Annotated in this window: 17 protein-coding genes; 12 read left to right on the top strand and 5 right to left on the bottom strand. The window is 64.6% G+C overall.

Features of this window, described 5'->3' with window-relative positions; genetic code table 11:
* Positions 1–965 (bottom strand): cytochrome c biogenesis protein ResB (locus C0617_RS13785; RefSeq protein ID WP_291317617.1); only part of this gene is annotated, 965 nt, incomplete at its 3' end.
* A gap of 6 nt (positions 966–971) precedes the next feature.
* On the bottom strand, positions 972–1,772 hold the full coding sequence (gene ccsA, locus C0617_RS13780) for a cytochrome c biogenesis protein CcsA (RefSeq protein WP_291317616.1): 801 nt from the start codon (positions 1,770–1,772) through the stop codon (positions 972–974).
* A gap of 171 nt (positions 1,773–1,943) precedes the next feature.
* On the opposite strand from ccsA, the gene C0617_RS13775 reads away from it, so the two are divergent.
* From C0617_RS13775 to C0617_RS13755, 5 genes are read left to right on the top strand one after another with little or no spacing between them, the layout of a single operon-like run.
* Entirely contained in the window at positions 1,944–2,744 is an 801-nt protein-coding gene (locus tag C0617_RS13775; RefSeq protein WP_291317615.1) for a 6-carboxyhexanoate--CoA ligase, read from the top strand.
* Between the two features lie 2 nt (positions 2,745–2,746).
* A complete protein-coding gene (gene bioF / locus C0617_RS13770) occupies positions 2,747–3,922 on the top strand; it encodes an 8-amino-7-oxononanoate synthase (protein ID WP_291317614.1) in 1,176 nt (391 codons plus the stop codon).
* The gene (locus C0617_RS13765) at positions 3,922–4,722 is read left to right on the top strand and encodes an alpha/beta fold hydrolase (RefSeq protein WP_291317613.1); all 801 of its coding nucleotides are present in this window, start codon (positions 3,922–3,924) and stop codon (positions 4,720–4,722) included. The genes bioF and C0617_RS13765 overlap by 1 nt, the downstream gene beginning before the upstream one ends.
* A gap of 11 nt (positions 4,723–4,733) precedes the next feature.
* A complete protein-coding gene (locus tag C0617_RS13760; protein ID WP_291317612.1) occupies positions 4,734–5,552 on the top strand; it encodes a methyltransferase domain-containing protein in 819 nt (272 codons plus the stop codon).
* A gap of 55 nt (positions 5,553–5,607) precedes the next feature.
* A complete protein-coding gene (locus tag C0617_RS13755) occupies positions 5,608–5,805 on the top strand; it encodes a 4-oxalocrotonate tautomerase family protein (RefSeq protein ID WP_291317611.1) in 198 nt (65 codons plus the stop codon).
* Positions 5,806–5,847: 42 nt separating this feature from the next.
* Here C0617_RS13755 and C0617_RS13750 read toward each other — a convergent pair whose 3' ends face one another.
* The gene (locus C0617_RS13750; protein WP_291317610.1) at positions 5,848–7,023 is read right to left on the bottom strand and encodes a class I SAM-dependent rRNA methyltransferase; all 1,176 of its coding nucleotides are present in this window, start codon (positions 7,021–7,023) and stop codon (positions 5,848–5,850) included.
* Positions 7,020–7,313 carry a metalloregulator ArsR/SmtB family transcription factor gene (locus tag C0617_RS13745; protein WP_363324340.1) on the bottom strand — a complete coding sequence of 98 codons (294 nt, stop codon included), beginning with the start codon at positions 7,311–7,313 and terminating at the stop codon, positions 7,020–7,022. Before C0617_RS13745 ends, C0617_RS13750 begins: the two co-directional genes overlap by 4 nt.
* A gap of 239 nt (positions 7,314–7,552) precedes the next feature.
* Between C0617_RS13745 and C0617_RS13740 the strand changes: the two genes are divergently transcribed.
* Both C0617_RS13740 and C0617_RS13735 read left to right on the top strand, forming a co-directional pair.
* Positions 7,553–8,494 (top strand): calcium/sodium antiporter, encoded by a 942-nt coding sequence (locus C0617_RS13740; protein ID WP_291317608.1) that lies wholly within the window; start codon positions 7,553–7,555, stop codon positions 8,492–8,494.
* Positions 8,491–9,312, top strand: a complete 822-nt coding sequence (locus tag C0617_RS13735) for a DUF3108 domain-containing protein (RefSeq protein ID WP_291317607.1) — start codon at positions 8,491–8,493, stop codon at positions 9,310–9,312. Before C0617_RS13740 ends, C0617_RS13735 begins: the two co-directional genes overlap by 4 nt.
* A gap of 13 nt (positions 9,313–9,325) precedes the next feature.
* On the opposite strand, the gene C0617_RS13730 is transcribed toward C0617_RS13735, so the two are convergent.
* Positions 9,326–11,467 carry a thioredoxin domain-containing protein gene (locus tag C0617_RS13730; protein WP_291317606.1) on the bottom strand — a complete coding sequence of 714 codons (2,142 nt, stop codon included), beginning with the start codon at positions 11,465–11,467 and terminating at the stop codon, positions 9,326–9,328.
* A 595-nt stretch (positions 11,468–12,062) separates the two neighbouring features.
* Between C0617_RS13730 and C0617_RS13725 the strand changes: the two genes are divergently transcribed.
* Genes C0617_RS13725 through C0617_RS13705 form a run of 5 tightly spaced genes read left to right on the top strand, consistent with a single transcriptional unit; the run spans position 12,063 to position 18,498 of the window.
* The gene (locus tag C0617_RS13725; protein WP_291317605.1) at positions 12,063–13,556 is read left to right on the top strand and encodes a circularly permuted type 2 ATP-grasp protein; all 1,494 of its coding nucleotides are present in this window, start codon (positions 12,063–12,065) and stop codon (positions 13,554–13,556) included.
* A complete protein-coding gene (locus tag C0617_RS13720) occupies positions 13,550–14,530 on the top strand; it encodes an alpha-E domain-containing protein (RefSeq protein ID WP_291317604.1) in 981 nt (326 codons plus the stop codon). The genes C0617_RS13725 and C0617_RS13720 overlap by 7 nt, the downstream gene beginning before the upstream one ends.
* Before the next feature lie 5 nt (positions 14,531–14,535).
* On the top strand, positions 14,536–15,309 hold the full coding sequence (locus C0617_RS13715; protein ID WP_291317603.1) for a hypothetical protein: 774 nt from the start codon (positions 14,536–14,538) through the stop codon (positions 15,307–15,309).
* Between the two features lie 9 nt (positions 15,310–15,318).
* On the top strand, positions 15,319–16,167 hold the full coding sequence (locus C0617_RS13710) for a transglutaminase family protein (protein WP_291317602.1): 849 nt from the start codon (positions 15,319–15,321) through the stop codon (positions 16,165–16,167).
* A 36-nt stretch (positions 16,168–16,203) separates the two neighbouring features.
* Entirely contained in the window at positions 16,204–18,498 is a 2,295-nt protein-coding gene (locus tag C0617_RS13705; RefSeq protein ID WP_291317601.1) for a transglutaminase family protein, read from the top strand.
* Positions 18,499–18,503: the final 5 nt, after the last annotated feature.

Genomic DNA, 18,503 nt, shown 5'->3' with positions numbered 1-18,503 from the left:
AAGGCCGCACCCGGATCGCGGTTGATGGTAAGGAGGCTGTAGGGGCGGAAGACCGGATTGGTGGGCCAGAGACGGACCCCGGTCTCCACGAGGGGAAAGGGAAGTCCCTCCCGAAGAAAGTACCACCCCCGCCAAGGCTCCCGGTGCGGGCGGAGCAGTTCCAATTCCATCGCCGGATTTCGCGGGGCCTCTCCCCCGTTCGCCACCCCCCCGTCGGCCTGCCTGAGCGCCTGGGGGAGAAAATTCAGAACCCGGAGGGTCGCGCCGCCGGGAAGGTCGAGGCGGGTGCCTTTCCTGAGGACGGTCTCTCCGGCGCCGGCCATGAAAAAGCGAAACCCCTCCACCATGTTCCCGTAGGAAGCGGGGAGCACGGCCAGCCCTTTATAGGTCAGGGGAGAGTTGGTCTTTACGATGCGGCGCATCACGACCTCGTTCCCCGCGAGCAGGGCGAGGGTGTTGAGCATGTCCATGGGGCGGCCCGATGGGGCGATCACCGGCTCGAAGGCCTCCAGGCGCAGGGAATAACCGGGCATGGCTTCCAGAGGTGTCGTCTCTCCGACGAAGATGCGGTTCCCTTCGCTGCGGATGCCGTCCAGACTCCCCCAGATGAAGGCCGTCAGGACAAGAACGAAGCCGAGGTGGATGAGGTACTCGCCGGTCTTGCGCCAGCGCATCCGCAGGCAGGGCAACCAGTCGAGAAAACAGCACAGAGTGTTCAGCCCTAGCAGCAGGATCAGGGCGGAGACGGCATAAAGCCACCAGGACAGTCCGGGGGCTCCGGCTGCGGTCGAGGAGAACCATTGTCCCAGGGGCATGCTGTCCATGGCGCCGAATACCCGAGGGTTGAAGGGCATGACCAGCGAACCCCCGACCGACAGCAGGGTGGCGGCCGAGGCGAGGACGATGGCCAGCTTCAGGGAGCAGAGCAGGGCCCATGATTTGCGGAGCAGCGATCGGTCGTTCATGCCGGGTTACTCCAGGGGATGGTTGCTCGCAAGGAGCAGGCCGATGCCGAGGTAGGTGAAGAGGACGACCGCGAAGCCGGCGATCGAGAGGAGGGCGTAGCCCGTCCCCTGCCAGCGCCGGACGAACTTGGCGTGGCACATTCCGGCGTAGAAGAGCCAGACGATGAAGGACCAGACCCCTTTGATATTCCAGGAAAAGTAGTATCCCCAGGCGACGTAGGCCCAGATGCTTCCCGAGATCATGCACAGGGTGAAGAGACAGAAGCCGAGGAAGACCGCCTCCTCGTTGAGCTTGCGAAGAAGGGCGGTTTCGGGAAGGAGGGGGCTGCCGACCCGCTTCTGTACCAGGAAAAGAACTCCGAGGGAGAAGGCCATGGCGAAAAAGGCGTAGCCCGAAAAGGAGAAGATGATATGCAGGGTGAACAGGGGGGTGTCCAAAGCCGGGATCAGCGGGGGGAGGGCCGGGTCCCGGGGCAGGGCGCTGCCGAGCAGAAGCAGGTTGAGGAACATGACGAACAGGCCCGCGGCATGAATGCGGTAGCGCAGTTCGAAATAGAGGTAAGTGGCGGCTAGGGACCAGCTGAAGAAGAACTGCGTGGAGAAGAGGTTGGTCACAGGAAGGTATCCAGCGCTGAGCCAGCGCTGGCCGAGGACGACGCTCTGAAGCAGGAACCCGGACACGACCAGGGCGAAGGCGCCGCGCCAGACCCATCGGTTCCGCACTTTCAGGTGGGCCAGGTAAAGGGCGACGGACCCAAGGTAGGCGGCAAAGGCGGCGAAGAGGAGGGGCTGGGCGGTCTGCAGCATGGGGTGTCTTGACTTCTTTCACCGGCACGGGCCGGGTCGGTGGGGGGGCGGCGGAAAAAAGGTTTTGAATAAATTAACACAAAAGGGCCCGGGGGAAAAGGGCGGGGAGTTGTCAACCTTCCGAGGGGGCGAGGTTGACAACTCTTTGGGGGCGTGATAGTTTTTTGCGCCATGACTCAGGATCTGTACAGCATTCGCATGCACGCCACCCGCGGAGGAGCCCATCTTTCCGGGGCAGAAGGGCTTGCCCCTTCTGGGGATCTGGAGTGTTTGGCCGCGGCCCTGGTGCGCCGCGCCCTGGAACATCCCCGGGGGCGGGCCGATGCCGTTCGCCTTTCTGTCGACGCCGTTGAGGCGGCCGAGGTGCGCACCGGACGGCTTCCCGACCTGACCACAATAGTGGTAGAGGACTGGCGGCAGGGGCGCGAGGCCGCCCTATACTTTCTGGCCGAGGCGGGGGTGTCCACCGGTGCCGCCGAGCAGGCTGTCGCCACCCTGGCCGCCGGCGCTGCGCCGGGGGGGGAGAGCATGCGCGGCGCGATGCTGGTGGACGCCCATTCCGGGGACCGCCTCGAGCCGGACCCGGCCAGGGGGGTGCGGGCCAGCCGCATGGGCCTTTCCCGGGACGCCGAGCGGCAGTTGCGCCGGGTCCTTGGGCCTCTCGGCCTGGACAACGAGCACGTGCGGGAGGCGATGGTGCTGGCGGCCAAGGTTCTCTCCGCCCCGGGGATTGTCGCCGAACTCTGCTGGTCCGACGACCCGGACTACACCGCTGGCTACGTGGCGTCTCCGGCCCTGGGGTACGTCCGCTTTCCCCATCTCAAGCCGAAGGGGGAGGAGCGCGGCGGGCGGGCCATTTTCCTGCGACGAGAGGGCTCGGGCTTGGATGCGGTCATCGCCTCTCTCGAGTCCTCGGCCCTGCTTGTCGACGGGATGGGCGAATTTCACCCGCAGAGGGTCTGGAAGGGATGAGTATGGAAGACTGGAGGCGCCAACTGGAAGAGCTGCGCGGTCGGGGGATGCTGCGCACCCTGCGCACCGTCGAAAGCCCGCAGGGCCCCCGGGTCGTTCTGGAGGGGCGCGAGGTCCTGCTGCTCTGCTCCAACGATTACCTTGGCCTGGCCAGTCACCCCGCCCTGGTGGAGGCCGCCCTGAGTGCCACATCCCGATTTGGCGCCGGCAGCGGGGCCAGCCGCCTGGTCTCCGGCACCATGTCCTCCCACGCCCTTCTGGAGGAGCGCCTCGCCGCTTTCAAAGGGACCGAGGCGGCCCTGCTCTTCAATTCCGGCTATGCAGCCAACACGGGAATCCTGCAGGGGCTCTTCGGCCCCGACGACCTGATCTTTTCCGACGCGCTCAACCACGCCTCCATCATCGACGGATGTCGGCTGAGCCGGGCCCGGGTTCTCGCCTATCCCCACCGCGACGTGAAGGCTCTGGAGGGGCTCATGGAGGCCGAGGCTTCGAGGCGCAAGGGACGCTGGCTGATCGTGACCGACGGGGTCTTCAGCATGGACGGAGATCTCGCCCCCCTTCCCGAACTGGTGCGCCTGAAGGAGCGCCATGACGCCCTGCTCATGGTGGACGATGCCCATGCCACCGGCGTGCTGGGGGAGGGCGGCCGGGGCACGGCCGAGCACTTGGGATGCCTCGGCGCGGTCGACCTGCACATGGGAACCCTCGGCAAGGCCCTCGGCTGTTTCGGGGCCTACCTCGCGGCCGGGCGAACGGTCATAGACACCCTGGTCAACCGCAGCCGTCCCTTTATCTTTTCGACGAGCCTGCCGCCTGCGGCCCCGGCGGCCGCTTATGCCGCTCTGGATATCGTCGAAGGGGCCGAAGGGGCCCGGCTGCGCCGGAGCCTGGAGGGCAACCGCGCCCTCTTTGCCGGACGGCTCGAAGGGCATGGGCTCGATCTTCTCGGCAGTCGAAGCCAGATCGTCACTGTTCTCACCGGGGAGCCGGAGCCGACCATGACGGCCACCGAGCGACTGCTGGAGGCCGGAGTGTTCGTTCAGGGCATTCGGCCCCCCACCGTTGCCGAGGGCAAGTGCCGCCTTCGGGCCACGGTTATGGCGACCCACAGGCCCGAGGATCTGCTTCGGGCGGCCGACGGCATCCTGGCGGCACTCGGCGAAGGGACGGCGTGATGCGGTACCGATTGCCCGACGGCCGCCTGCTCGCCTACCGGGAGGCCGGCGCCGGTCCGCCGCTGGTCCTGCTCCATGGCTGGGCCATGTCCTCGGCGGTCTTCGGCGAAGCCCTGGAGGAGTTCGCTGACCGATTCCGGGTACTGGTACCCGACCTGCCGGGACACGGCGCGTCGGACCCAGGAACCGACTGCTCCCCAGAGGGGTTCGCCCGGTACCTCGCCGCCTGGATAGAAGGGCTCGGCCTTCAGGGGGCGGCACTGGTCGGATGGTCGCTGGGGGGGCAGGTGTTGCTGAAACTCTATCCCGCCGTGGCCTGTCGGGTGGAAAGGGTGATCCTGGCCAGCAGTACCCCTCGCTTTACCGCCGGCCGCGGCTGGGAGGCGGGGTTGCCGCCGGGGCAGGTGAAGTCCATGGCCCGCAACCTGAAGCGCCGCTTTCGGGAAACGATCGAGGAGTTTTTCGCCCTGCAGTTCCAGGGGGAGGATTTCCCCCCCGGGCGATACGGCGAGATCGTCGATTTTGCCCTGCGGTCCGCCCGACCGCCCCGGCCAGAGGCTGCCATGGCCGCCCTCGAGGGGCTGGCCGGCGGCGATCTGAGGGGGGCGGTGGCGGAGGTCGGATGTCCGGCCCTGGTGGTGCACGGGGCGTTGGACCGCATCATCCCTGCGGATGCGGGACGCTGTCTGGCCGAGCATCTTCCCGGGGGGCGCCTCGTCCTGCTCCCAGATGCGGGGCACGCACCCTTTTTGAGCCACCCGCGCCAAAGCTTCGGCCTGTGGCGGAAGTTCCTGTCGTGAGAGGCGACCGGGTGGATATCGGCACCGTGCGTCGGCACTTCTCTTCCCATGCCCGGGAGTACGACCTCCATGCGGTCGTACAGAAGCGGGTGGCGTCGCGCCTTGTCGAACTGATCGGCGAAAGCGGGGTCGGTCCCGGACCGGCCCTCGACGTGGGGACCGGCACGGGGGATTTGGACCGCCGCCTGCTCCGGAGTTGTCCCGGCCTTGATCTTGTGATTTCCGACCTTTCCCACGGCATGACCTGCCACGCTGCGGCGGCTCTGGCCGGATCCGCCGCGGTCGATGCCGACGCCCAGGCCCTTCCCTTCAGGACCGGATCCTTTTCCCTTCTGCTGTCAGCTTCCGTTTACCAGTGGGTGAATGATCTGCCCGGGGCGTTCGCAGAAGGAAGTCGGGTGCTCGCCCCCGTGGGACGGTTCGCCTTCGCCCTGTTCGGGGACGGGACCCTGAAAGAACTCAAGGAGGCCCATCGCCTGGCGCTGGCCGAAACCGGAGGGCGCCGTGTCTCCCACGTCCAGGAGTTCCCGGGGCTGGCGGAGGTTCGCCGGGCCATGGGGACGGCGGGGTTTTCATCCATTCATGCTTTCGCCGAAGACGAGGTCGAGTCCCACCGCGACGTTCCCTCCCTGCTTCGCTGCCTGAAGGGCATCGGGGCCGCCAACGCTTCCGCCCATCGCCCCCCAGGCCTGGCTCCGCGCCGGGTCATCTCCCGCATGATGGCACTTTACGCCGAGCGTTACGCCCGGGACGGCCGCATTCCCGCCACCTACCGGGTCATCTACGGCCTGGCCAGCAAGCCCGGCGGAGCACTCCTTCGCGGTTCTTGAAACTCCTCCCTCTCCCGCTATACTGGGGGAAAATATCATTAAAGAGGAGGGCTTCATGCCGCTAGTTATTGTCAAGACCGTGGAAGGGGCGAGCAACGAAACGAAAAGCCGGCTTGTCGCGAGGATGACGGAGGTGGTCACCGAGGTTCTGGGCAAGAACCCGGAGACGACTCACGTGATTATCGAGGAGGTTCCCGCAGAGAACTGGGGGTTGAGGGGCAAGACGGTGGCCAATATCCGCGACGGGAAATAGCAGGCGAGCGCCTCGCGGCAGGGTCTGGTCAGGAGATTTGGGTCAGAGGAGTTGCAGGACCGCGCACTTGAGGTATTCGGTCTCCGGGCAGCTCAGAAGCACGGGATGGTCATAGGCCTGGCCCCGGATTTCCAGCAGGCGCACTCCGCGTCCGGCTTGGCCGGCGGCCTGGCGCAGCATGTCGATGAACGCTTCGCGCTGTAGGTGATGGGAGCAGGTGCAGGTGAAGAGGAAACCGCCCGGTTCCACCAGGTTCATGGCCCGACGGTTGACTGTGAGGTAGCCGCGCAGGGCCTCGGGAAGTTTTTTCCTGCTTTTCACAAAGGCGGGAGGGTCGAGGACGACGGTGCCGAAGCGCTCCCCGCTTCGCTCCTTTTCCCTCAGCAATTCGAACACATCGGCCTTGGCAAAGGAGCATCGCTCCTCCACTCCGTTGAGGCGCGCATTCTCCTCGGCAAGGGCAAGGGCCGTTCTCGAAATGTCCACTCCGGTGACATCACTGGCCCCGAAACGGGCGGCATGGAGCGACCAGCTTCCCGAGTAGCAGAACAGGTCGAGGACCCGTTTCCCTTCGACCCTGCCCCGCAGGGCCAGGTGATTCTCCTTCTGGTCCAGGAAGTGCCCGGTCTTCTGCCCCTCTCCGACATCGACCCGAAAGTCCAGACAGTTCTCCGTGACGACCAGTCGGTCGGGGAGCTGGCCCGTCAGCAGTTCCACCTGCCGGGGGAGTCCTTCCAGTTCCCGAACTCCCACATCGTTGCGGGCGATGACCGCCGCGGGGGAAAAGAGTTCGTCCAGAGCCTCGAGGATCAGGTTCCGGCGCCGGTCCATGCCTGCGGTGAGCAACTGCACAGATAGGACCTCGCCGTAGCGGTCGATCACCAGGCCCGGCAACCCATCCGCCTCACCGTGGACCAGGCGCACGGCGTTCAGTTTACCGTATACGCTGGTGCGGTAGTCCCGGGCCCGGGAGATGCGCTGGCGGAAAAAGGCGGCTGTGTCGATCGATTCGCTCTCCCGCGACAGGATGCGGGCGGCGATGAGAGAGTGGGGATTGTAATAGGCGGTTCCGAGGAATTCTCCGCGGTGGGCGTAGACCTCAACGGCCTCGCCGGGGGGGGGCGTTCCGTCGATGAGAGATATCTCGTTGCTGAAGACCCAGGGATGCCCACCCCGGACCCGGCGGTCGCGTCCCGGGCGGAGGGTGAGTCGGGTCATTTGCAGGGGCCGGCCTCGAACAGGGCGCCTACGATGCGTCGGGCTTCATCGGAGGTGACCTGGTAAAAGACCTCCACGCCTTCTCGGCGGCCTTCGATGATTCCCTTGTTCTTTAACAGGGCCAAGTGCTGGGATACTGTGGCCTGAGGGAGCTCCAGGCACTCCCAGATTTTCTTCACGTTGCAGCTCTGGGACATAAGGCCGCCGACGATTTTCAGCCGAACGGGGTGCCCGAGCACCTTGAGGATTTCAGCCTCGCGCTCATAGCTGCACATCTTATCGAATTCCATCTTTTCCATTGCCAACTTCTCCCACACCCCTTCGATTATTAATAAAATATATGGATATTAATTGCGCGGGCTCGGGTTTGTCAAGGTCAAAGGCCAACATGTCAAAGACCGTTGCTGATTGGCCGGATCGGATTTTTCGGCTCGACTTCCCAGAATGCAGGTATTAAACTGCGTTTCGGAAATCTTTTTACTCACTCTCCATGGGCTTCCTGCCCGGGGGCTACAGGACAGAATATATCATGGTTCTTGCCGTACTGCTCTTTTTTGCCGGCCTCTTTCTCCTTTACTACGGCGCCGAGTATCTCATCACCGGCAGCTCACGCCTCGCTCTGTCCTACGGAGTCCGGCCCCTGGTCATCGGCATGACCATCGTCGCCTTTGCCACCAGCATGCCGGAGATGATGGTTTCGTTGTTCGCCGCCGTTCGCGGGTCTTCGGATATCGCCGCGGGGAACATTATCGGCTCCAACGTGGCCAACATCGGCCTGATTCTCGGGGTCGCCGCTCTTATCGCCCCCCTGAGCGTTCCCGCCGGCACCCTGAAGCGGGAGGTTCCGTACATGATCGGGGCCTCCGTACTGCTTTATCTCCTTTCCATCGACGGCCGGCTCAGTTTCGGCAACGGCTTGGTTTTGTTTCTGTTCCTTCTCGTTTTTCTCGTTTATTGCCTGCGCAATGCCCGGGAGATGGGCCTGGAGAAGGAGGCCCCTCCCGAGGTGGTGGCCCGGGAGAGCCAGGCCCGGGCGAAGGATGTGGTGTTCATCATCGTGGGGATCGTCGGGCTGGGGGTGGGGGCCGAACTCATGGTCCGGTCCGCGCTGACCATCGGGCGTGCGCTGGGCATCTCCGAGCTGGTGCTCGGCATGTCGGTGGTCGCCCTCGGTACCAGCCTGCCGGAGCTGGCCGCCTCGCTTATGAGCGCCTGGAAAGGGGAGATGGACATCAGCATCGGTAACGTCATCGGCAGCAACATCTTTAACATCCTGTTCGTGCTGGGGGTCTGCCCCATGGTCCGCCCCTTGACCGTCGACCCCTCCGTGTTAGGCTTCCAGTACCCGGTCATGCTGCTGTTAAGCGTGGCTTTGATTCCCCTGGCGTACAAGCGCCTGGTTCTGGACCGGCCGCGGGGCGCGGTATTGCTGGGAGGCTACCTGCTCTTCATCCTGTTGCTGTTTCGATGACATTCTCGATCCTGACACGATGCCTTGTTCTGCTCTTTGCGGCCCTTTTGCTGGCTGCACCTGCGGCCGCGGAGACGCAACCGGCAGAGATTCCCCAGGGCCCCGCATCCCTGGAATCCCTGGTGGGGGAGTCCCTGAGCTACGACATTGCCTTTCTCTGGTTTGACCGGCTCGCCAAAGGGCGCCTTTCCTTCTCCGCCGCGGAGGAGCCCAACACCTATCGGGCGGTTCTCGAAGCCCGGACCCTGGGAGTGGCCGCCTGGCTGACCCGGGACCAGGTCCAGCGCTACGTCTCCCTCATGGAGTTGACCCCGGAGGGGCGCCTGCGCCCCCTCGTTTATGAATCCCACGTCATCAAGAAGAAGAAAAAAAAGCGCATCGACCGCGTAAAGAAGTACACCTTCGACTACGAGGGCCAAGAGATCGGCTATCAGCAGTTCCGCAAGGGCAAGCTCGCCAAAGAGAAGACCTTCCCCTTGCCGGACGACAAAGATGTACAGTACATTCTGACCGCGTTCTTCAACTTCCGCATCGGGGTGTACGGACCCGTCGAGGCCGGCGGGCGCTATGTGATTCCCACCATGCGTCGCCAGGAGGTCTCGGAAATCGTCATTGAGATGCTCCGTCCCGAGCTGTGGCGGGACCACCGTTTCTTCCCCCGGGGAGGGCTGCTCGGTCAGGTGACGGTCGATCCCGAGGTGTTCGACACGGGTGGCGGTTCGGTATTCGTCTGGTTCGACGCCAAAGGGCGGCCGGCCCGCGGGATCGTCGAGAATATCATCGGCCTGGGGGATGTCAGAGGAAAACTGCGGCGATGAAGGGAGTGCCGGCTCAGGCGGAAATTTCGTCCAGAAGACTTTCCAGTCCCCGTGCGTCGGTGACCGGCTTCTGACAGCTCTGCTCTCGGCACAAGAAGGCGGCGGCGCGACCATCTGACGGCTCCTTGCCCCGAACCAGGGGGGAGAGGGCCTCCAGGCACCGGTCTCCGGGGCGGTATAGCAGCACTTCCGTGTGGGGCAGAAATCTCCCCCGCAGAACCTGCAGCAGATGATCCGGCGGTTCGCCTCCGGGTGCGGCGACCACCACGACCTCGCTCTTCGGGCCCAGGGCATAATCGAGGGCGATCAGGGTTTGGGAGTAGGCTGCCGGGTGGCGGACCACTTGGGGGAGGAGGGAGCCGAGGAGCCTCTCCCCCTTTTTCTCAAGGCCGGAATCGCCGCAGAGGCGCCCCAACCTCAGCAGGCTCAGGCAGGCCAGCGAGGCCCCCGAGGGAAGGGCGCCGTCCTGGCTGGAGCGGCCTCGTACCAGGGCCGTCTCCGCATCGCGGCCTGTATCGAAGTATCCCCCTCTGTCATCGCTGAAGAGTTCATCCATCTCCCCCGCCAGGGAAAGGGCCTGCTCCAGGCGCCGGGGGACGAACCCGGCCTGGTACAGCTCCAGCAGGCCGTGGAGGAGAAAGGCGTAATCCTCCAGGAAGGCGGGGATGGCCGCTTCCCCGAGGCGATAGCGGCGCAGGAGACGGCCGCTTTCGCTGCGCATCCGCGCCAGGAGAAAATCGGCGGTTCGGGCCGCGGCCTCGACCGCCTCCGGGTCGCCGAGGACAGCCCCGCCCCGGGCCAGGGCGGCTATGGCGAGGCCGTTCCAGCCGGTCAGGATCTTGTCGTCGCGGTGGGGACGGACGCGATTCTGCCGGGCTTCGAAGAGGGCCCGGCGTCCCTCGGCCAGAGCCGCTTCCAACGCCCCGGGCTCGATCCCCTCCTTCTCTGCAAGGTCCTTTATTTCCCCGGCCCGGTGGGGGATGCTTTTTCCCTCCAGGTGGCCCGCTTCGCAGATGCCGTAGCCGCGGCAGAACAGTCCCCCCGCCTCCTTCCCCAGCACCTCCTCCACCTCGGCGGGGGTCCACAGGTAGAAGGTCCCTTCCGCCCCTTCCGAATCCGCATCTTCTCCGCAGTAGAACCCTCCTTCCGGGTGGGCCAGCTCACGCAGCAGGTAGTCGAGAACCTCCCGGGCCGCCCGGGCCAGGGCCACATCGCCGCTGGCCTGGAACGCCTCCAGGAAAGCCGGGACGGCGAGGGCCTGGTCGTAGAGCATCTTTTCGAAATGGGGGATCAGCCAGTGCCTATCGACGGCATAGCGGTGAAGGCCACCGCCGAGCTGGTCGAAGATCCCTCCGCGGCGAATGGCGTGCAGGGTCTGCAGGGCCATCTCCAGCGCCCGCTTTTCGCCGCTGCGGCGCCACAGGCGAAGCAGCAGTGAGACGTTGTGCAGGGTCGGGAACTTGGGGGGAGGGCCGAAACCGGCGAAGCGCTCGTCGAAGCCCTCCGAGTACTGTCTAAGGGCCTTGCCGAGAGGGGCTTCGTCCGGTGCCTTCTCCCCGCCGGCTTGGTTGTCGAGCCTGATCAGGGCCCGGCTCGCCTCCTCCCCGGTCTGGAGCAGTCGTACCCGGTCGCTTCTCCAGAGCTGGGTGACCCTTTCCAGCAGTTCGACCAGTCCGATGGCCCCCTGCCGGCTTCTCGGCGGCAGGTAGGTGGCGGCGAAAAACGGTTTTTTGTCGGGCGCCAGCAGAAGGGTGAGGGGCCATCCCCCGCTGCCGGTCATCATCTGGCAGACCGTCATATAGGTGTTGTCCAGATCCGGACGTTCCTCGCGGTCCACCTTGATGGGGATGAAGTCCCGGTTGATGACCGCCGCCACGTCCTTTTCTTCGAAGGACTCCCGCTCCATGACGTGACACCAGTGGCAGGTCGAATAGCCGATGGAGAGAAAGACCGGCTTGTCTTCGGACAAGGCCCGGGCAAAGGCCTCCTCTGTCCAGGGGTGCCAGTCGACCGGATTCTCCGCATGCTGCAGAAGGTAGGGACTTTTGCAGAAGATGAGACGGTTGTAGCGCGGGCCTCCATCCGGGGGCAGGATTTTCGTGTCAACCCGGGAGAGGCGCAGGACGTGATCCTCCCCTTGCTTTCCATCGCCCATGGAACGCCTCCTTTTCGGTCTTTATGTCCTCCGGCTTCGATTCCGTCACGCGGGCGGAGACCGGGGAGGACAAAGCTCCCTCCAGCGCCGAGATGTAGGTGAGGTGGTCTGCCTGGAAAGCGGTCCCTTCCCTGCCCGTGGCACCCCGGCGGCCGGGCCGGCACAATCCATGGTCTTATTCGCTTAACCCTAGCAGGGCAGGAGGGCTTGGCAACCGGGCGGAAAGGACGGGGATGTTCGCGGAGGGGGCGGAAAGATAAAAAAACGCCCCGCGAAAGGAGGGGTCATCACGGGGCAAAATCCTTGGTCAGTTTGCGGGACCAAGGGTACATGGCGCGGATGATAGCCAAAATCAGAAATCGATGCAACCCCGATTTGGTTGGTCAAATTTCATTGATCTGGAGCGAGGAACGCCTCTTTTGACCGACCGTCGAGACGGTGGGCGATGGCCTCGATCTGGTGAGGGAGGGAGCGACAGGCCAGAAGGCATGGGATCTTTTTCGAACCGGGCTGAAGGGAGGGGGGGCGGCGTGGTTTGACATTTATCGATCATCCGGTTCAATTAAAATTACTACCTGAATTGCGGGGGCCAGGGATGGACTTTTCCGGTTACGATACCGAGGGGTTTTTTGACGAGATGTTCGACGGCCAGGGCCGTCCCCGGCCCGGGAGTGAGCCGGTGGTGAAAATCATCGAATCGCTGCCGGGGGACGATCTGGTGCGCCGGCAGAGGGCGGCCGAGCGCGCCCTTATGAATCTCGGCATTACCTTCAACGTCTACGGGGATGACGCCGGAACGGAGCGGATTTTCCCCTTCGACATCGTTCCCCGCATCATTCAGGACAAGGAGTGGGAAACCCTGGAGCGGGGCCTGCGTCAGCGGGTTCGGGCCCTCAACCTCTTTGTCGACGACGTATACCATCAGCAGAAGATCGTTCGGTACAAGGTGGTGCCCGAAGAACTGATCCGCAGCGCCCGCGGGTTTCGCCCCGCCTGCGCGGGCCTGGATCCGCCGCAGGGGATCTGGTGCCATATCAGCGGGATCGACCTGGTCCGCGACCGGGACGGTCAGTTTTACGTGCTGGAGGACAATCTGCGCTGCCCCTCCGGCGTCTCCTACGTCCTCGAGAACCGGATGGTCATGAAGCAGACCTTCCCAAGGGTTTTCGAGGCCTGCCGGGTCAATCCGGTGGTCGATTTCCCCAGCCGCCTGCTCGACATGCTCCAGTTTCTCGCCCCCCGGGGAAGGCGGGAGCCGGTGGCCGCTCTCTGGACGCCGGGGTCCCACAATTCGGCCTACTTCGAACATTCTTTTCTGGCCCAGCAGATGGGGGTGCAACTGGTGGAGGGGAGGGACCTGCTGGTGGCCGAGGGGCGGGTCATGATGCGAACGACTCGGGGGGTCGAGCAGGTCGATGTCCTGTACCGTCGGCTCGACGACGATTTCATCGACCCCCGCGCTTTCCGGTCGGACTCTCTGCTCGGGGTCCCCGGCCTGATGGATGCTTACCGGGCGGGGCAGGTGGCCCTGGCCAACGCTCCAGGGACGGGGGTCGCCGACGACAAGGCGGTCTATCCTTATGTGCCGCGCATCATCCGATACTACCTGGGGGAGGATCCGATTCTGCCCAACGTGCCGACTTTCAGCTGCTGGGTCAAGGAAGAGTTGGACCACGTTCTGGGCCACCTCGATCAGCTGGTCGTCAAGGCCGTCAACGAATCGGGGGGCTACGGCATGCTCATCGGCCCCCATTCCAGTGCGCAAGAGCGGGCCGAGTTCGCCGATCGCATCCGCAGCGCTCCCCGCGACTATATCGCCCAACCCACCCTGTCCCTGTCCCGGATGCCGGTCCTGGTTGACGAGCACTTCGAAGGGCGCCATGTCGATTTGCGGCCCTATATCCTGTACGGGGAGGAGATCTACGTTCTGCCCGGGGGATTGTCGAGGGTCGCCCTGAAGAAGGGCTCCCTGGTGGTCAATTCCTCGCAGGGAGGGGGCAGCAAAGACACCTGGGTGGTCCATGCCGATCACGACACCCCCACGGGGGAAGCGCTGGAGCCGGGAGGAAAGGCGGGGTCGGGATGCTGAGCCGGGTGGCCAATTCCATCTACTGGCTCAATCGCTACGTCGAGCGGGCCGAAAACGTGGCCCGATTCATCGATGCCAATTTTCAGATGATTCTCGACCTGCCCCTGGGGGAGGAGGAGCAGTGGAAGCCCCTTGTCACCACCACCGGGGACGAGGAGCTATTCTCCAGGTGCTACGGCGAGCCGACCCGGGAGAATGTCATCCGGTTCCTCACCTTCGACGAGGGCAACCCCAACTCCATCCTCTCCTGCCTGCGGGCGGCCAGGGAGAATGCCCGCTCCATCAGGGAGTACCTCAGTTCCGAGATGTGGCAGCAGGTCAACACCTTCTACCTCGCCGTCAAGGAGGCCGATCCGGCCGGTCAGGCCCTCGATCTGTCCCACGCATTTCTGGACCAGGTCATGACCGACAGCCATCTCTTCGTGGGGGTCACCGAATCGACCATGTCCCACGGAGAGGGCTGGCACTTCGGCCGCTTGGGCCGCATGCTGGAACGTGCCGACAAGACCTCCCGCATCCTCGACGTCAAGTATTACGTCCTGCTGCCCTCGGTCGATTACGTCGGGACCTCCCTCGACAACATTCTTTGGGCGGCACTGCTGCGATCGGCCAGCGCCTTCGAAATGTACCGCCAGCGCTTCGGGCGCATCAGCCCGGAGCGCATCGTCGAGTTTCTGGTCCTCGACAACACCTTCCCCCGGGCTATCCATTTCTGCCTGGCCATGGCCGAGACGTCGCTGCACAAAATTACCGGTTCGCCCCGCGGTTCTTTCGGCAACCGGGCGGAACAGGCCCTGGGGCGCTTGCTGGCCGAATTCGACTACACCCGAACGGAGGAGGTCCTGTCCGGGGGGCTGCACGAGTTTCTCGAAGCGACCCAGGAGCGACTCAACCATGTCGGTGCGGCCGTCGAGGATACATTTTTCGGCCTTCCGCCTGCTGCGGAAGGCTTCAACTCCAACATCGAGGAGTAGCTGCCATGACATTCTGTCTGGGCATGCGTCAGAGGGACGGGCTGGTGGGGATCGCCGATACCCGGATCATTTCGGGGCACGAAACCATCACGGCCAAGAAGATTTCGATTTTTCAACAGGGGAACAACGCCATGTTCCTCATGACCTCCGGCCTGCGCTCGGCCCGCGATAAGGCGCTGGTCTATTTCGAAGAGGTGCTGGCCGAGCGGGAAGAGCCTTTTGACCGGCTTTACAAGGCCGTCAACTCCCTGGCCGAACAGATCCGCAAAGTCGCCCGGGAGGACAAGAAACACCTGGCCGAGGCCGGCCTCTCATTCAATATTCACAGTCTCGTCGGGGGGCAGATGTCGGCAGACCAGGAGCCCAAGCTCTTTTTGCTCTATCCCCCTGGGAACTGGGTGGAGATCGGCCGGGGAACCCCCTACCAGATCGTCGGCGCTTCGGGGTACGGCAAGCCGGTCCTCGACCGCACCCTGCACCACGAGGACCCTCTCAACTTCGCCCTCACGGTCGGGATGCTGGCCTTCGATTCGACCCGCATCAGCGCTTCCGACGTCGACTTCCCCGTCGATGTGGTCCTCTATCTAAGAGACACGTTTCGGATCGTGGAACACCGCTTCGAAAAAGAGGAATTGGAGGAGATCTCCACCTGGTGGATGGAGCGCCTGCGCCTGTCGATCCAGGAATTACCCAGCGAATGGATAGAACGGGCCATGTCGAAGCTCAGCACGGCCGAAAACAACATTTCCCCGCGGGATTTCTGTCCCCGTGGAGATTGAGGGACTCCGATGCGTTTTCGGGTCCATCATGTCACCCGCTATCTTTACAGCAGGCCGGTCTTCCTCGAACCGCACATCGTTCGCCTGCGGCCGCGTGAAGACCCCCTTCAGCGCCTATTGCATTTTGATATGGAGCTCCTGCCCCGGCCGGTTGGTCTGGTCCAGGGGCTCGGCCCGGAGGGCAGCCCCCTGGCCCAGGCCTGGTTCGAGGGACTGACCGAAAGCCTGGAGATCCGGACCCGGTTCGAGGCGCAGACGCTCTGCACCAATCCCTTCGATTTCCTTCTCGCCGACCCAGCGGTTGCCTCCCTGCCGGCATCCTATCCCCCCGCTCTGCGGAAATCACTCTCCGGATGCCTGGAGGGCGGGGGAGGGACTCCCGAGGTCGCAGACTTCGCCCGGGCCGTGTGCCGTGAGGCGGGCGGGGGGACGCTTCCGTTTCTGGTCGGTCTCGCCGGGCGGATCTATGAGAGTTTCCGGGTCGTGTTGCGCCACGAGGGTCCTCCTCATCCTCCGGAGAAAACCCTGGCCCTGCGGCAGGGATCCTGCCGGGACCTGGCCGTCCTGTTCATCGCCGCCTGCCGCTGCCAGGGCCTCGCGGCCCGCTTTGTCAGCGGTTACCAGCAGGGAGATGCCGACAGCCGGGAGCGTCCCATGCACGCCTGGGCAGAAGTCTTTCTGCCTGGCGGGGGGTGGCGAGGCTTTGATCCCACCCACGGCATGGCGGTGGCCGAAGGCCATCTCGCCCTCACTGCCAGCCACGAGCCCCTTGAGGCTTCGCCGGTCAGCGGAACCATTCGGGGAAACGGTTCAGAAGCCCGGATGGAGTACCGGATCGAGCTAGCCGTGGAGCCATAAATGGCAGCCCGGACCACTGAAGGGGCACTCCCGATCATGAAGGTGATAACCCATCCTTACACCGAGAAGCAGTGGCGGACCATCGATGCCCTAGGAGAGGCCGTAGATCGGCGCCTTGCGGCCCTGAAGGCGGGCTTGACCATGGGGGGGGAGCCGACTTTCGTCTGCCGGGAGCGGCCGGAGGCCGCCGAGTGGCGGACCGACGCTTTGGGGGAGGGAAAGAGGGGCAAGGCCGAGCGGCGTCTGCTGCGCCTGAAGGAGCGGTTGCCCCCCGGCGGCCTCCTGCACTACGGGGTGGGAAAATGGTATCCTGGGGAGGCTTGGCCGCGCTGGGCCCTCGGTTATTACTGGCGGCAGGACGGAGTGCCGGTGTGGCGAAGGCCGGACCTCCTTTCCCCCGAAGGGGATACAAGGTCGATCGGCCCGGGGGAGGGCAGGGGGTTAATCCGGAGACTGGCGGAGAACCTGGCGGTTAATCCGGCCCGTATCCTGGAGATTTTCCAGGGCCCTGAGCGACAGGGAGTGCTACCGGTTTCGGCGGGGTTCGTGCTGCCCCTGCTGCGGGTCGACAGCGGCGGCGGCCGCCGCTGGGCGAGTTGCTCCTGGGCTTTGCCTCCGGGGCCCTTGCTGGCCCGGCCCGGCGATGCCCCACTCGGCCTGCGCCTGCCCCTGGCTGACATGGAGTGGCCGGAGGCCGACGGCCTCCTGAGTGAAGCGGGGGAGGGTTCGCCGGTTCCCGCACCCGGCCTCCGAGAAGAGGGCGGGTATGTTGAGGGGGAGCCAGGCACCATTCGCGTCGCCCTGGCCGTGGAGGCGCTGGAGGGGGCGTTGGAGGTCTTTCTCCCGCCGGTCGGAACCCTGGAAGGCTTTCTCCACCTTGTAGAGGCAGTGGAGCAGACCGCCGGGGAACTGGATTCTCCGGTCCGGCTCGGGGGATATCCTCCCCCGATCGATCCAGCCCTGAGCAGGCTCGGGCTGGTGCCTGACCCCGGGGTTCTGGAGGTCAACCTTCCTCCGGCAAGGTCCTGGGTTGAAATTAGGGAGATGGTGCAGGTCGTTTATCGGGAGGCCGAGGCCTGCCATCTCGACGCCTTCAAGTTTCAGAGGGACGGTCGCATCGTCGGCACCGGAGGGGGCAGCCATCTGACCCTTGGCGGCGGAACGGCCCTGGAGAGCCCCTTTTCCCGTCGCCCGGATCTGCTCCGAAGTTTCCTGTCTTACTGGCAGAACCACCCCGGCCTCTCCTACGGGTTTTCGGGTCTCTTCGTGGGACCGACCAGTCAGACCCCGAGGGTGGACGAGGCGCGTCACGAAAGCCTCTACGAACTGGAACTGGCATTTTTGCAATTGGAAAGAGGAGATGACCTTTCGCCCGAGGGACTGGATCGGGTGTTTCGCCACATTCTGGTGGACCTGACCGGCAACAGCCACCGGGCCGAATTCTGCATCGACAAACTGTTTCCGGCGGACAACCCGGCAGGTCGGCTCGGGCTCCTTGAGTTGCGCTGCCTGGAGATGCCCCCCCACCCCCGCATGAGCCTCGCATTGGCACTGCTGGTTCGCTCTCTGTTAGCCTGGTTCTTGAGTCAGCCCTTCCAGGGCCCCTTGGTGAGGTGGGGAACGGCCCTTCACGACCGCTTCGCCCTTCCTCATTTCATAGCCGCCGACCTGGCCCGGGTGGCGAAGGATCTCCGGCAGGCGGGTTATCCCTATCAGGATGAATGGCTGCAGCCTTTTCTCGATTTCCGTTTTCCGCACTGCGGCACCATGAGCCTGCCGGAAGCCGAACTGGAACTGCGACAGGCCCTTGAGCCTTGGCCGGTGCTGGGCCCTGCGGCCCACAGCGGGGCAGCGTCGCGCCCGGTCGATTCCTCTTGCGAGAGGCTTCAGGCGCGTCTGCGCTGCGCGGAGGGGCACCCTTTGGCCCTGCTCTGCAACGAACATCGGGTGCCCCTTGCGGCCACGGGGGTGGAGGGAGAGTCCGTCGGGGGGGTCCGGTTCAAGGCGTGGCCGCTGGTCGACGCCCTTCATCCCGGGATTGAACCGCATGTGCCTCTGCTTTTCGAGGTCGTTCATTCCGGCTCGGGAAAAGTTTTGGGAAGCTTCGAGTACCACGTCGGCCGACCCGGCAGAGGTGACTACCCCGATCTGCCGGAGGGGCCGCGGGAGGCCGAGCGGCGCTGGGCAGAGAGGGTGGTTCTCCGCGAGAGAGGCGGCCCTTACCGACCTCCATCGTCACCGGAGGGTCATCCGGCCTGCCCTTATACGCTCGATTTGCGACAAAAAAAAGGGGGCCGCAAGTGCGGCCCCCTCGGGTCTTGCCAGGACTAGTTCGG

This window comes from Desulfuromonas sp. (genome assembly GCF_002868845.1).
Taxonomy (GTDB): Bacteria; Desulfobacterota; Desulfuromonadia; order Desulfuromonadales; family BM501; genus BM501.
This window is presented reverse-complemented; position numbering and strand designations above follow the sequence as displayed.